This is a genomic window from Acinetobacter sp. 742879 (assembly GCF_000588535.1).
Lineage (GTDB): Bacteria > Pseudomonadota > Gammaproteobacteria > Pseudomonadales > Moraxellaceae > Acinetobacter > Acinetobacter pittii.
Map to the genome: position 1 here is coordinate 166,884 of NZ_JFYC01000002.1, position 15,264 is coordinate 182,147.

General features: G+C 40.9%; 14 protein-coding genes. 1 reads left to right on the forward strand and 13 read right to left on the reverse strand.

What is annotated here, in order from left to right:
* Positions 1–101 precede the first annotated feature (101 nt).
* The 13 genes from der to J690_RS08660 all read right to left on the reverse strand — a co-directional run bounded on the left by der (position 102) and on the right by J690_RS08660 (position 13,986).
* Positions 102–1,511 carry a ribosome biogenesis GTPase Der gene (gene der / locus J690_RS08600; RefSeq protein WP_005066184.1) on the reverse strand — a complete coding sequence of 470 codons (1,410 nt, stop codon included), beginning with the start codon at positions 1,509–1,511 and terminating at the stop codon, positions 102–104.
* 189 nt (positions 1,512–1,700) lie between these two features.
* Positions 1,701–2,846: an outer membrane protein assembly factor BamB gene (gene bamB, locus J690_RS08605; RefSeq protein WP_002115136.1), complete on the reverse strand. Its 1,146-nt coding sequence runs from the start codon at positions 2,844–2,846 to the stop codon at positions 1,701–1,703.
* Complete coding sequence (locus tag J690_RS08610) at positions 2,846–3,544, reverse strand: YfgM family protein (RefSeq protein WP_032035352.1); 699 nt, start codon at positions 3,542–3,544, stop codon at positions 2,846–2,848. The genes bamB and J690_RS08610 overlap by 1 nt, the downstream gene beginning before the upstream one ends.
* A 28-nt stretch (positions 3,545–3,572) precedes the next feature.
* Complete coding sequence (hisS, locus tag J690_RS08615; protein ID WP_017385736.1) at positions 3,573–4,865, reverse strand: histidine--tRNA ligase; 1,293 nt, start codon at positions 4,863–4,865, stop codon at positions 3,573–3,575.
* Complete coding sequence (ispG, locus tag J690_RS08620; RefSeq protein ID WP_032035353.1) at positions 4,862–5,977, reverse strand: flavodoxin-dependent (E)-4-hydroxy-3-methylbut-2-enyl-diphosphate synthase; 1,116 nt, start codon at positions 5,975–5,977, stop codon at positions 4,862–4,864. The genes hisS and ispG overlap by 4 nt, the downstream gene beginning before the upstream one ends.
* Positions 5,978–5,998: 21 nt before the next feature.
* Positions 5,999–6,790, reverse strand: a complete 792-nt coding sequence (locus J690_RS08625; protein WP_002114935.1) for a helix-turn-helix domain-containing protein — start codon at positions 6,788–6,790, stop codon at positions 5,999–6,001.
* Positions 6,781–7,581: a type IV pilus biogenesis/stability protein PilW gene (gene pilW / locus J690_RS08630; protein WP_002114699.1), complete on the reverse strand. Its 801-nt coding sequence runs from the start codon at positions 7,579–7,581 to the stop codon at positions 6,781–6,783. The genes J690_RS08625 and pilW overlap by 10 nt, the downstream gene beginning before the upstream one ends.
* A 14-nt stretch (positions 7,582–7,595) precedes the next feature.
* Entirely contained in the window at positions 7,596–8,831 is a 1,236-nt protein-coding gene (gene rlmN, locus J690_RS08635; protein WP_002115097.1) for a dual-specificity RNA methyltransferase RlmN, read from the reverse strand.
* Between the two features lie 123 nt (positions 8,832–8,954).
* Complete coding sequence (gene ndk / locus J690_RS08640) at positions 8,955–9,386, reverse strand: nucleoside-diphosphate kinase (protein ID WP_000963851.1); 432 nt, start codon at positions 9,384–9,386, stop codon at positions 8,955–8,957.
* Between the two features lie 113 nt (positions 9,387–9,499).
* Entirely contained in the window at positions 9,500–9,700 is a 201-nt protein-coding gene (gene iscX / locus J690_RS08645) for a Fe-S cluster assembly protein IscX (protein WP_004698764.1), read from the reverse strand.
* Between the two features lie 99 nt (positions 9,701–9,799).
* The gene (locus tag J690_RS08650) at positions 9,800–10,351 is read right to left on the reverse strand and encodes a phosphatase PAP2 family protein (RefSeq protein ID WP_005066176.1); all 552 of its coding nucleotides are present in this window, start codon (positions 10,349–10,351) and stop codon (positions 9,800–9,802) included.
* Positions 10,352–10,375: 24 nt separating this feature from the next.
* Entirely contained in the window at positions 10,376–11,665 is a 1,290-nt protein-coding gene (locus J690_RS08655; protein ID WP_081405107.1) for a glycosyltransferase family 4 protein, read from the reverse strand.
* Between the two features lie 137 nt (positions 11,666–11,802).
* On the reverse strand, positions 11,803–13,986 hold the full coding sequence (locus J690_RS08660) for a carboxy terminal-processing peptidase (protein WP_002114787.1): 2,184 nt from the start codon (positions 13,984–13,986) through the stop codon (positions 11,803–11,805).
* Positions 13,987–14,178: 192 nt separating this feature from the next.
* On the opposite strand from J690_RS08660, the gene nagZ reads away from it, so the two are divergent.
* Positions 14,179–15,198 carry a beta-N-acetylhexosaminidase gene (nagZ, locus tag J690_RS08665; RefSeq protein WP_032035355.1) on the forward strand — a complete coding sequence of 340 codons (1,020 nt, stop codon included), beginning with the start codon at positions 14,179–14,181 and terminating at the stop codon, positions 15,196–15,198.
* Positions 15,199–15,264 lie beyond the last annotated feature (66 nt).

The following is a 15,264-nucleotide window of genomic DNA, read 5'->3' on the forward strand; positions in this document are numbered from 1 at the left end:
ATTACGTTTATCACTCACACTTTTTCATAACTCTTCGGAGTAGCTCATTTATTTGCAAAAAAAACCCAAAGAAAACTTTGGGTTTTTGAACAGTAAAAAACTTAACGGTTAAATTTTTTCTCTGCTTTCTTAAATTTCTGAATATAACGACGGCGACGTGCAGCAGTACGTTCATCAACCTGACTCTTACGACCTTCAAACGGGTTTTCAGAAGTTTTAAAGTCAATACGAACTGGTGTACCTTCAAGTTTATATACTTTACGGAACACGTTTTCTAAATAACGACGATAATCAGCAGGTGTCTTATCAACCTTATTACCATGGATCACAATAGTCGGTGGATTCTGACCACCCATATGTGCATAACGCATTTTAATACGACGACCGCTAATCATTGGTGGCTGATGAGCTTCTGTCGCATCACTCAAAATTTGAGTCAATTTAGCTGGTGATACTTTTAAGTTCGCAGACTCATAAGCACGGTGGATAGAAGGATATAAATCACCCACCCCAGTTCCATGTAAAGCAGAAATTAAATGGATTTTTGCCCATGGAATAAAGTCAAAACGACGTTCAACATCAAGCTTACACTGCTTGCGGTCGTATTCAGACATGTTATCCCATTTGTTGATGGCAATAACCATGGCACGACCAGCTTCAAGCGCATAGCCAATTAAATGCAAGTCTTGCTCAACAATACCTTCACGCGCATCGACTACAACCACTACAACATGTGCATCTTTCATTGCTTGCAAAGTTTTAACAATTGAGAACTTCTCAATCATTTCATCAACTTTACCTTTACGACGCACACCTGCTGTATCAATTAAGGTGTATTTACGGCCTTCACGCTCAAAAGGAATGTAAATCGAGTCACGAGTTGTACCTGGTTGGTCAAATGCCACCACACGGTCTTCACCAAGCAAACGGTTGACCAGTGTTGACTTACCAACGTTAGGACGACCAATAATTGCTAAACGTAAGCCAGTATCTTTGTCATGTTCTTCAGGATTTTCATCTTCTGGAACTTCCGCAAGTACATCTTCCAGCATTTGCTGTACACCACGACCATGGCTAGCGGCAACTTGTAATGGTTCACCCATACCAAGTTTGTAGAATTCAACCAAAGCTGCTTCGGCATGAACACCATCTACCTTGTTCGCAACAAGATAAATTTTCTTACCTAAAGTACGTAGTTCACGAGCAATTTGCTCATCAGAAGCTAACAATCCCGCACGAGCGTCAACTACAAAAATAATAATATCTGCTTCGTTGATCGCTGTTTTTGACTGCTCGGCCATGTAGTTATCGATACCGCCTTCACTCTCACCGATACCACCAGTATCAACAACAATGAAAGACTTATTTTGATAAGTCGCATCACCATATTTACGGTCACGAGTCAGACCCGCGAAGTCGGCTACAAGTGCATCACGACTCTTGGTAATCTGGTTAAATAACGTTGATTTTCCGACATTCGGACGACCAATGAGCGCAATAACGGGTTTCATACAATAACCTTAATTCAAGCCCAGCCATATCTCATGGCATGAGCATTAGAAACAATACAGGAGATATATTTTAAGGTCAGATATGACCATAATAAAAGACGGGGCTTTGAACTGATTTAATTCAAACACCCCGATATTTTTTTAACAGCGTAATTTGTTAAGCGGCTATTTTAGCACAAGCAAACGAAATTAACGATTCTGCCAAATACTTAAATCGCCTTTTCTGGTCGAAACGTAAAGTTGGTTCTCAATAACACGTAATGTATTGACCTCCCCACTTGTTTTTGAACGACCAATCAACTTACCTGTTGCAGGATCAACAAGATGTAATACGCCATCTAAATCACCAACAATAAGGTCCGATCCCAACACAACAGGGTTACTTAAATGACGGTTTAATAAACTATCATTTTGCCAAACTTGTTCGCCTGTCGTTAAATCATAAGCAGTTAACTTACCATCAGTTGATGAAACAAATACTTTATTGTCATAAACTTCTGGACGCTTCGTGCTGCTTGAGTCTTCACTCCAAACTACACGTTGCGAAGCTAGATCAGTTACAGTCACTTGCCCTTGGAAACTTGTAGTTACCATAAACTGTCCAGCAACAGTAGGATCACCATCGATATCAATCAAACGTTGAATATCAGAACGACCTTCACTTACCGCAACACGACGTTGGAAACGTGGAATACCACTAATCGTATCAATTGCATAAACATACGCATTCGCAGATGCGATTAATACGGTACGCGGATCAAGACTCACCGGTGACGCCTGACCACGTAAACTAAATTGGACATTTGGTAATTTATAAGCCCAAACTTGCTGGCCTGAAGCAGCATCATGCGCAAATACAGTACCGTCGTTTGCAATGGTAATCACGCGTCCAGACTGAACTAAAGAAGGACTTAATAGCGCACCAGATAACTGTGCAGTCCACTTTTGTTCACCTGTTGCCTGATCTAAAGCAAAAAGTTGACCTTTACTATTACCAACAACAACAATTCCTTCAGCAGCTTCAACACCAGAGCTCAAGCCTAATTTGCTGACTTTTTTCTCCCAAATGCGTTCCTTGCCACGATATGCAGCGACCTCACCTTTTGGGTCAAGCGTAAAGACCACGCCCTCACTTGCGTCAAGCTGCAAACGTAATGGATCTGCCTTATCAGTAGAAGAAACACTGCGCGAAAACACGGGTACTAGAGTCTTTTTCGACTCAGTCAATTTCGGTAGTGGATTTGGTTTTGCTTCTTTTACTTTGTTGCTAGAACATCCCACCAGTACAGCTGATGCGATTGCAATTGCCAAAGGCAGTTTGAATTTCTGATTCATTAAGACTCTTCCACCTGTGTTTCCAAAATTGGGCGCTCAATCTGTGGATCTTCAACTAAAACGCCAACACTTTCGAGTTTAATTTGTAAAATTTGTCGTTCTTGTTTACGTTCCAGTAACGAATCCCATGCTGTCTGATACGCTTTTTTAGCAGAATCAATATCTTTCTTGGCAACAAAGATATCACCACGTAACTCTTCTACTGTTGCTTTAAATGCAGGATCGACGTTACCAGACAAGGTTTTTAGTGCTTCATCATATTTGTTTTGCGCCAATTGTGCATCTGCTAAACGCAATTTTACAACCTGAATCAAACCTTCATCTTTTACTTTTGAATTTTCGACTTTCTTCAATGCTTTTTCAGCAGCGGCATAATCCTGTTTTTCATAGGCTAATTTTGCTAATACAAACTGAGTCTGTATCGCCTGAACAGAATCGATATCATCTTTTACGATTTTATCTGCCGATGCAGTGACCGAAGTTAAAGCATTAGGATTATCAACACTTGCATTTGCTTCATCCATTAACTGCTGTACTTTTGCAGTTTCTGTCTGGCTGCTCGTAAGATTTCTTTTTTGCCAATATTCCCACCCAAAAAAGGCAATCAATGCAATGAGAATCCCGCTAATCATGGCAGAACCATATTTTTTGGCGAACGACTTTAAGCTGTCGAATTGTTCTTCATCACTTACACTCATGTGATTGTCCTTTTCCAGATGTTTCAGTTTATTTTGTAAATTTTTCGATTAAGAATGGTACAAGCTCAGCCAGCGCAACTTGAGACTGCTCAGCTGTTGCTAACTCTTTGATAGCAAGTTGCTGTGCTTCCCATTCACGCTCACCTAAAATCATGGCGTAAACAGCCCCAGCCTGATCAGCTTTTTTCATCTGACTCTTCATACTGCCTTGTGAACCTGTTTTGATTCGAATACTGCTATTTGCAGCTTCTAACTGGTCACGTAATTGCTCCGCTAAAATCAAAGCTTTAGTTTGATAAGCAGGTTCTGCAACCAAGAATACTTCACAATCACGAATAACTTGAGCTTGTTCAACCTGCTCAAGTAGAAGCAATAAACGCTCCATACCCATCGCAAAACCAACAGCAGGTACAGATTGATCGGCCTTACCTTTTAGCTGACCAACTAAACCGTCGTAGCGACCGCCAGCACATACAGTACCTTGCGAACCAAGTGCAGTTGTTGTCCATTCAAAAACGGTTTTATTGTAGTAATCCAGACCACGCACCAATTTTTGATTAATGACAAATTGGATGCCAGCAGCTGTCAAATAATCTTGTAACTGCTTAAAATGATCCAAACTTTCTTCTTTCAAGAAGTCATGTAATTTTGGCGCATTTTCTAAAATTTTCTGAGTAGATTCAATTTTAGAATCCAAAATACGTAATGGATTCGTTGTTAAACGACGCTGTGAGTCTTCATCCAACGCATCTTTATGCTCGTTTAAAAATGCAACTAAAGCATTACGATACTCTGTACGCTCATCAGTTTCGCCCAAAGTATTTAACTCAAGCTGAACCTTATCAGCAACGCCCATTCGTTTCCATAAACGAGCGGTCAACATAATCAATTCAGCATCAATATCAGGAGTCGCAACACCGAAAGTTTCCACGCCAAACTGGTGGAACTGACGGTAACGCCCTTTTTGTGGTTTCTCATAACGGAACATAGGTCCCATATACCACACGCGTGGCGTAGCACCGCGCAACAAATTATGTTCAACCAAAGCACGAACACAACCTGCTGTACCCTCTGGACGTAAGGTTAATGACTCTGGTGGATTACCTTTGTCGAAAAAGGTATACATTTCTTTTTCAACAATATCGGTAGCATCACCAATAGCACGTTTAAACAAGCCCGTTTGTTCAACGATCGGCAAACGAATTTGTTGATATCCATAAGCATCCATTAAAGATGCTAAATGTTGCTCGAGACGTCTCCACGCTACTGTTTGCGTTGGCAAGATGTCATTAAAACCTTTGATTGCGACGATTGAACTCATGATGAACTACGAATAATTTCTTTAGATTTAGCTTCTTCAAGCTCTTGGACACGTTGACGAACCATAGTTTCGATTTCATCAACCAATTGATCGGTATCGATTAAATGGCTTTTTTCACCATTACGATAAACCAATGAGCGAGGCGCAGCCCCAACAACCCCGATGTCAGCTTCTTTTGCTTCACCTGGGCCGTTTACTTTACAACCAATTACCGACACATCCATTGGAGTACGAATATCTTCTAAACGCTCTTCCAATGCTTGCATTACCTGAATAACATTAAATTCTTGGCGAGAGCAACTTGGGCAAGCAATAAAGTTAATCCCGTTAGAGCGAAGCCCAAGTGATTTTAAGATATCAAAACCAATCTTGATTTCATCTTCTGGTTCGGCGGCAAGCGAAATACGCATCGTATCGCCAATACCTTCCATCAATAATCCACCAAGGGCAATCGCTGATTTCACAGTACCTGTACGGTAAATACCAGCTTCAGTTACGCCTAAATGTAATGGATTATCAATTTGCTGAGAAAGCAAGCGGTAAGCATCCATGGTTAAAAACACATTTGAGGCTTTTACACTGACTTTAAATTCATGGAAGTTGAGACGATCTAAAATATCAATATGCCGTAGTGCTGACTCAAGCAACGCCTCACCTGTAGGCTCGCCATATTTCTTTTGTAAATCTTTTTCTAAAGAACCCGCATTGACCCCAATACGCATAGAAATGCCATGATGACGTGCCGCAGCAACGACTTCACGCACTTTCTGATCTGAGCCGATATTACCTGGGTTAATACGTAAACAGTCTGCGCCATAGTCTGCAACTGCCAGAGCAATTCTATGGTCAAAGTGAATATCAGCCACCAATGGAACTGAAACACGTTTACGGATCGCACCAAATGCCTCAGCAGCCTCCATAGATGGGACCGAAACACGCATAATATCAGCACCTGCATCAACGCAACGCTCGATTTGAGCAACGGTTGCATTGACATCGCAAGTTTCGGTATTTGTCATACTTTGCACACTAATAGGTGCATCGCCACCGACATACACCGAACCAACACGGATTTTACGTGTTGGTCGACGTTTAATTGGGTTCTCTATCATTGTATCGCTCAACTCATGGTATTAGCGGGATAAACGGAATTCTGCTTTACCGTTTACCGTATATGGAGACAATGAAATCTGTTCTTGGTTTAGACTTAATGACACAGCCGTTGCATCATCAAGACGAATCTGGAATGGAGACTCACCAGTTAAGTTTAAAGTTGATGACTGACGACCTGTCGCCAAAACTTTACCTGTTGCATCAACAATATGAACAGAAGTTGGTCGGTTAAAGTTTAACACCAATTGATCACCCACTGTTGAGGTGGTAGCTCCTTGCATAGGTAAAACTTCAACATTCGATTGATTTACTTTAGGTAAATCAGCATCTTCTTTCTTTGAAGTCCATTTTTGGACACCCATAACAAGCAATGACACAACAGCAAGAATTACAACAGCAAGAAGTGCGCGCTTTAACCATTTCTTATTACGATCACTATTAGAACCTGGGAGTTTACCCATGATTTTAATTGGTGAATTATTTAAAGCATGATTTGGTAACAGCCCAGTATCATTTGCATAAATCTCATCGAAACGCTGAATAATTGCCGTCGCGTCCGTATTTAAATATTTTGCATATGAACGGTAATAACCCTTAATGAAAGTCGCTTCCGGCAATGATTTATAGTCGTCTTGCTCTAAAGCGGTCAAGGTCTTAACCGGCATATTTAAATCTGAAGAAACTTGCCCTAACTCTTTATTCTGAGCAACTCGAATTTGACGTAAATACTCACCAGGACGTTGAATATTTCCTAAAGCAGAAGTCGGTAAGCTTGAGCCAGTTGGCTGCTGTGAATTAGGATTTATTTCCATACGGCCTCAGTACTATACTGTAATTGCAAATAACGTTGATATTCTGGACTTTCTGGGAACAAAGCACGTAACTGGTTTACTAACACTTGCATTCCCATTTTATCCGCATTGGCTCGAGCCACTCTTACACCAATCCAAAGTGCTCTTGCACCCTGATTTTTCTGCCCCACTGTACGAACATATTGCTCATACATTTGTGTAGCAGCCGGAATCTGCTGCTGCAAATAAAAAATTTCCGCTAACTCTAACATTGAAATATAAGAGTCGCGGTTAGCAAGGAGTGCTTGTTTGAATGTTTTTTCAGCATTCGCAACATCACCCAATTTTAAATAAATACGCCCCAGATTTTCTAATGCCTGATAGCGTTGGTCATAACCTAATGTTGCGCCAGCAATACGAAATTGCTCAACCGCATCATTATAACGCTCCATTTGATATAAATAAGTACCATAATTATTATGTGCTTGAGCATTATCCGGTTCAGATGAAATTGCTCGTTTAAAATAATGTTCTGCTTTTTCTAAATTGGGTTTGCTACCTTCTTGCTGTAGCAAAATACCCATCATCATATTTGCAGTAGCATCGCGGCTATCTACACTTAAAGCTTGATCAAGAGCTCGCTTTGCTGAGTCCAAGTCACCCGAACGGATATGTTCAGCAGCAAGTTGTGTACGCACCTTTACCGCTTTCTCTGGATCTTTTTTTTGCGTATGCGTTGTCTGGCAACCACTTACCAGAAATGCAACTGCAATCCCCATACATAAGACCGTTTTTAACTTTGGAATACTCAAAGCCTGCCCTCAATTTATCCTTGTGTACGCAAAATCTCTTGACGCTGTGTGACTTTTTTCTGCCACTGTTCAGCACGACGGGTTCTATCAGCCACTTGACCCACTAACTGCCCACATGCAGCGTCAATATCATCACCACGTGTTTGACGAATCGTACACACAAATCCAGCATCAGACAAAGTTTTTTGGAACGAGATAATACGATTTCGGCTTGAGCGACCATATGGCGCATGCGGGAACGGGTTAAACGGAATCAAGTTAATTTTACTTGGTAAATTTTTTAATAATTTAATCATTTGCTGTGCATGTTCAGGCTGATCATTCACACCTTCTAACATTACATATTCAATCGTCACATGTTTACGCGTACTTTCATTACCATCTTTAGCAATATAACGCTGACATGCTGCAATTAACTGAGCCAATGGATATTTTTTATTAATAGGTACTAATTCGTTACGTAATTCATCGTTTGGCGCATGTAAAGAAATGGCTAAAGCCACATCAATGTCTTTCGCAAGCTGGTCAATTTTTGGTACAACACCTGACGTTGATAAAGTCACACGACGCTTTGACATGCCATAAGCAAAGTCATCAAGCATAATCTGCATTGAGCTTAATACGGCATCATAGTTGAGCAATGGCTCACCCATGCCCATCATCACAACATTGGTCACTGAACGTTCGCGCTCCGCAACAGGCACTTCTTCCATATAAGAATAGTTTGCCATCCAAAGTTGCCCAATAATTTCATCTGGCGTTAAATCACGTTGGAAACCTTGTTTACCTGTTGAACAAAATGAGCAATCTAATGCGCAGCCCACTTGAGAGGAAATACAAAGCGTTTTACGTAATCCAGTTTTATCTTCGGCAGGAATTAATACAGTTTCAACTAAAGAACCTGCACCCTCACCTACGCGAAACACCCACTTACGTGTACCATCTTTTGAGTAATGACGGTGAACCACTTCAGGGGCTTTAATTTCACAAATCTGTTCAAGCTTCGCACGTAATTTGCCTGAAATATTGGTCATTTCAGCAAAGTCAGTAACAAAGTATTGATGTATCCATTTCATGACCTGTCCGGCACGAAACTTCTTCTCACCAATATCTTCAAAGAATTTTTCTAACTCAGGACGAGACATGCCGAGTAAATTCACTTTATTTTCGGCAGCAGGGATTACCGGCGTGGACGAAGATTGCTGCTGTCCATCAAGATTTTCAGATGAAACGACCACTGCAGAACTCATGTGTATTTACCTAAACCATGTCAAAAAACTGAAGATATTGTTCAAGAATCAAACAATATTCTCTTAAGAGAATAAAAAAACCAGATAAGTAGTATACCACTTATCTGGTTTGAATGCTTTCGATTAACGAGTGCGTGGGCAGATCTCGTTGTCAGCAAAGAAGTAAGCAATTTCACGCTCTGCAGAAGCAACTGAGTCAGAACCGTGAGCAGCGTTTTCGTCGATGCTTACAGCGAAGTCAGCGCGGATAGTGCCAGGAGCAGCTTCTTTAGGGTTTGTAGCGCCTAAGATTTCACGGTGTGCAAGAACTGCATTTTCGCCTTCAAGAACAGATACTACAACTGGACCAGAAGTCATGAATGCAACTAAGTCACCAAAGAAACCACGTTCTTTATGCTCAGCATAGAAACCTTCAGCATCAGCTTGAGAAAGGTGTTTCATTTTAGTCGCAACAATTTTTAAACCCGCTTTTTCAAAACGAGCAAAAATTTCACCGATGTGGTTTTTAGACACTGCATCAGGTTTTACGATAGACAAAGTACGTTCAATAGCCATGAGTGGCTCCTTTATTTTAAGATTTAAACTTTAAAAAAATTTGCCGCATTATACCGATGTCATAGGCAATAATCAGCTTTGAATGTGTAAAAGTTGCGATTTTTCTACTATTTTTAGCGAACTTCGTCTATCCAGGCCATCTGAATGCCTTCTAGCAATCCTTCTGTCGATTTATTTGGGTCATCACTGAAGTCTGGCAATGCGCACACCCATGCATGTAAATCGGTAAAACGGATCCATTGCGGATCAACTTCTGGATGTGCTTCTGACAATTCAATGGCAATATCAATCGTATCTGTCCAACGTAAGCCCATAGCGGCTCCTATCTGTTTAATCTGCTAAATCACGAACTGTGTACTTTAGCAAATCCACAAACTTAATCGATAGCTTAAGCTGATAAAAATTACCGATGCTTATAAAGCGATGTTCAATAATGGCGCCACAAAAATAATCGTAGCCGCGACCGCTGCACCAATTAGCGCACCAACAATCACATCACTTGGATAATGAAGACCCAGTACCATACGAGACAAAGCGACAAGCACCATAAATGGGAACATAGCTGCAAGCAGAACTGGCTGGATGTAACCCAATACAATTGTCACCATGACCGCATGCAGCGTGTGACCTGATGGAAAACTAAAGTGATCAAGTGGTCTTTCACCAAGTACAATTACCTGATGCACCTGATAAGGACGTGGTCGCGTTGTTTTATGTTTTAAAAATTTATAGATTGCTGTGCCGACAGAACCACCTAGCAACAAGTAGATGATTTGCAAGCTATAGTTAATGCCTTGCATACCCCACACGATTGCCAACATTAGATACCAAAATGGACCATCACCAACACGACTGATAATTTTGAAAAAAAGGGCAACACGCTGTGAGTGAGAGAAATTGTTCAGATATAAACAGCCTCTCAAATCTAAATCGAGTATTTTTATTTTTGCATTCTTAAATTTCATGGTCATTCTCCTATCTTAGGATACTTAGGTGAAGTCCAACGAGGGCTCCTTCACTACCTGATAAAATGCCTGCTCCAATTGCTGAACCGGAAGTTGCCAACCGCTTTGCTGTACTTTATGACAGGCTTGTACGCCCATTTCTCTAAGTTGTTGTACTGAAGGAAGCTGATAAATTTGTTGTATAAAGTGGTTTTTTTGTCCAAGTGGGCTTAACCAGCCATTCACACCATGTGTTAAGTATTGATGTGCACATGCATAATCATACGCTATAACTGGTAAACCGCTTGCCATTGCCTCTAAAACTACGTTACCAAACGTTTCAACTTGACTCGCAAATACGAATACATCTGCACTCGCATAGGCAGCCGCCAAATCTTGACCTCTCAGACTTCCAGTAAAGATAACACCCTTCGCTTCAGGTAATGACTTTAAACGAGCAAAATCTGGGCCATCTCCTACAATTACTAATTTAGTTTTATGTGGCTGAATGGTTTGCAAGTTCGCATAACTTTCAATGAGAACTTGCACTTCTTTTTCGGGAGACAAACGCCCCACATAAAGCATAACGCGAGTATTCTCATCAGCATCCCATTGTTTTCGCAAATTTTCAGAGCGATGCTTCGGTGAAAATCTTGTTGTATCTACGCCACGCCCAACGACAACCAGTGGACAAGTAATACCGAAACCTCGTAATGCTTCTTGAGTATCTTTACTCGGCACACAAGTTACTTGAGTGTTATTGTGAAACCAGCACAGGTATTTTTGAATCGGTTTGACTAAAAAAGCCAAATCGAAGAATCGACTAAAATCTTGAAATGGCGAATGAAAGCCGCTCGAAACAGGAATAGCTTTTGCCTTAGCAGCCTGCATGGCGGTTAAACCTAACGGCCCTTCAGTCACGATGTGCACGACATCTGGCACAAACTTTTCAAAAGCTTTCGATACTTTTAAATATTGTGGCCAACCAAATTGTAAAGTTGGATATTTTGGAATAGCTTGTGACATCACCAGACATTCTTGCTCTGGCGTAAAGTCATGACATTTCGCTTTTTGCTCTGGGCGAATCAGTAAAATCTTATGCCCCTGTTTTTGTAAACCTTGGCATAACTGTAATAATGATAGTGCCACACCATTGATTTCGGGTGGCCAAGTTTCCGTCACAATCGCAATTTTTAAACGTGGGCGCACCAGATCATGCAATGAATGTGCATTAGATAGCTGCTGCTTTTGTTTAAAAAAGAATTGGAAGCTTTCAGGAAGTTGCTGTTGTTTTAATAGTGCTGTCGCATATGAACTTTGCATAGCGCCATCCATCAATGTATTTATTTTCATGCTTAAAGATTAAGCAGTTTTTTTGACATTTTGATGATAAATGCATGACAGTTTACTGACATGAAAAATAAAAAAAGCACACTGATGACAGCATGCTTTTTCTTAAATTCTAGTAACTCTTAGCGATTTTGCAATTTTGCATAATCCATGAGTACATTAGCAGCTTCAGTCACAAAAGTTTCCTCTTCTGGTAACGCTGGACGTTGCGATGCTTTCATTTTAGCGCGAGATTCAGCTAGAGCATCTAATGAAGCTTGATAGCTTTCCCAGTTTGCAAAAGGCTTTTGACCCGTTGCAGCACGGCGTTCATTCTCTGCATCTAAAGTTTGTTTCTCTAAACCAAGTAATTCAGCACGGCGCTTATCAATATCAAGTACAACTTGTTTTTGCTCACTTGTTACCTTAGCAATCGCAGTACGTTTATTTAGATATTTAAACTGAGCATCATTGCCAACACGTTGTTCAGAGAATTGAGACAACTTCGTAACATATGGCTGAACAGAACCTTCGCGCTTAAATGGTGCAGTAGGAATTGTGTCCCACTTCAACGCATTTTTCGATTTACGCTCACCAAACTCTTCGTTATAGATATCGACGAGTTTAATGTCTGGCACTACACCTTTATTTTGTGTACTACCACCAGTAATACGATAGAACTTACGCTGAGTTAAAGTCGCTTGACCATATGCCAGAGTATCAAGTTGTACCTGAGCTGTACCCTTACCAGTTGTTGTACTACCAATAATAATACCGCGCTCATAATCTTGAATTGCAGCAGAGTAAATCTCACTTGCCGATGCAGATGCCAAGTTCACCAATACCGCGAGTGGGCCTGTATAGATTTGCTGGCCGCCATCATTATCTTCAAAAACACTTACGTTGCCATTACCATCACGAATTTGTACCACCGGACCAGACTTAATCACCTGCCCCAACATACGTGCAACTTCTTCTAATGAGCCACCCGGGTCATTACGTAAGTCAATAATAATACCTTCTACTTTCTTCGCTTTTAGCGCTTCAAAAGCATTTGCAGTATCTTCAGAAACTGAACGGTATTGTTGACCTGCACGACGTGAACGATAGTCAAAATAGAATGATGGAATTTCAATTACGCCCAACACATGCTTTTTGCCATCACGTGTCACTTCAACTGTGCGCGAACGAACACCAGCATCTTCCTCTTGAATAACATCACGTACCAATGTCACGTTACGTGCCTGACTCATTGATGCGCCAGCGCCAAGAAGTTTTAATGTGACTTTTGTTCCGCGCTTACCACGAATAAGCCCAACAATTTCAGAACTTGTCCAGCCAATCACATCAACCATTTTTTCGCCTTCTTGGGCGACACCAATGATTCGATCTCCTGATTTCACTTGACCAGACTTACTTGCAGGACCACCTTCTACAATGGTTTCAATCTTGGTGTAATCTTCGTTGCCACGTTCTGGACGAATCGACACCCCAATACCTTCTAGTTGCAAGGTAGTTTGGCGATTAAGTTCGATCGCATCAATTGGCGGGTAATAGTTACTATGTGGATCATAGGTAGCCAACATTGCATTTAATGTTTTGTCCAAGACGTCATCGCTTTTCACACGACTAATTCTTTCAAGCTGACGCGTATAACGTTTAGTTAACGTTTGAGCTGGCGTTAAATCTTCTGGGCCAGTTAAGTCTTGACCATCAGCAAGTGAAGGATTTTCTTTAAGCGCTTTTTGTTTCGCCTGCTCTTCTTCACGGCTAATCGTTAAATTAATTAACTGTGAAACCAACATTTTGCGCCAATGATTTTGTTGCTCAGCAGTCGTTTTAAAATACGGTGCTTTTTCACGATCAACTTCAATATAACTATTCGGCTGCTTTAAATTTTGCTGTTGTTTTAACTCAGCTAACATGAACTCATAAAATTGTTTTAAGCGTTCACGATATTGCTGATGAATTGCAAACGGTCCAGTTAAATTCCCCGCTTTTAATGAAGCACCAAAATTTGAACCATATAGTTTTTTATAATTTTGAACTTCAGAATCTAGAAATAATGAGTGATCTGGATCAAGACTATCTAAATACATATCTAGAATACGATTTGATGTGGTCGCATCCAAACGCATATTTAAATAATGTTGACGATCAACTAAAGTTGCCAGTTGGCGAGCCACCAAAGCCTGTTCTTGCGTTGGCTGGATTGATTGAGAAACCGCAGCAGTATTGGTTGCCGCTCTCGCTTCATTCATCGTATGAGAGAAGAATAAACCGCCAGTCGCGATCGCTACTGCACAAGCTATAGTTTGAAGTTTCATAAATTTTTAATACTTCCTTGGGTGTTCCTATCTTACACGCTCTGTTTTCGATATGAACTAAGCAGATTCAAAATCTTAACCAACTAAATTGTTTATACCGTGTAGTTTTATCATATTCTGTACTGACAAAATGTAGCAAAACATTGCAAAATTCGCTTATTGTTTTTCAATCAAAATTCAAATGGAACCAATATGATTGGCGCATTGATGCTGGACATCGCCGGCACAGAACTTACTCAAGAAGATATTGAACTATTACGCGCTCCGCAAGTCGGTGGCATGATTTTATTTGCACGAAATATTGAATCTCCACAACAAGTCCGCGCATTAACGGACCATATGCGTCAAATTCGTCCAGATATTTTGATTGCTGTTGACCAAGAAGGTGGTCGAGTTCAGCGCCTAAGATCAGGTTTCACTCTATTACCAGCCATGGCCCGTTTCGGAGAGTTGTATTTAACTCAACCTCAAAAAGCACTTGAGCTGGCTGAACAGTGCGGTTGGTTAATGGCAACAGAAGTCCTTGCAGTCGGCATCGATTTTAGTTTTGCACCAGTTTTAGATCTTAATGCAATTAGTGACGTGATTGGCGACCGTGGCTTCTCTAAAAATATTGAAGATATTGCCCCACTTGCAGGCGCATTTATGCAAGGTATGAAAAAAGCTGGAATGGCAAATACGGGCAAGCACTTCCCTGGTCACGGCTCCGTGAAAGCAGATTCTCATGTTGCGGCCGCAATCGACAGCCGTAGCTATGACGAAATTTACAACCACGATATGCAAAGCTTCATTAAGCTTATGCCTCAGCTAGATGCACTCATGCCTGCACATGTGATTTATGATCAAGTTGATCCAAATCCAGCAGGTTTTTCACCTTTCTGGATTCAAGAAGTTCTACGCAAGCGTTTGAAGTTTGATGGTGTACTTTTCTCTGATGACTTAAGCATGCAGGCTGCATGTGTAGCAGGTGGTGCAGATGCACGTATTCAGGCTGCTCTAGCGGCTGGGGGTGACATGGGGCTGGTGTGTAATGACCGAAGTGCAGCCTGTACAGCACTTGAAGGTATTACAAACTTAGAACTACCAAACCAAGAGCGTTTAGAACGCATGCGCGGCCAAATTCCACAAATTCAGATTAGTGAAACTTTATCGCTTGGAAATGAGTGGCAAACTGTCAAAACAGCCATTGAAGAGTTTAAAAATTCGATTTAAGTTAGTAAAAATTTTAATTGGCTACAAAAACCTATTCACTATCTGATACGCGGTTAAGTCATACGC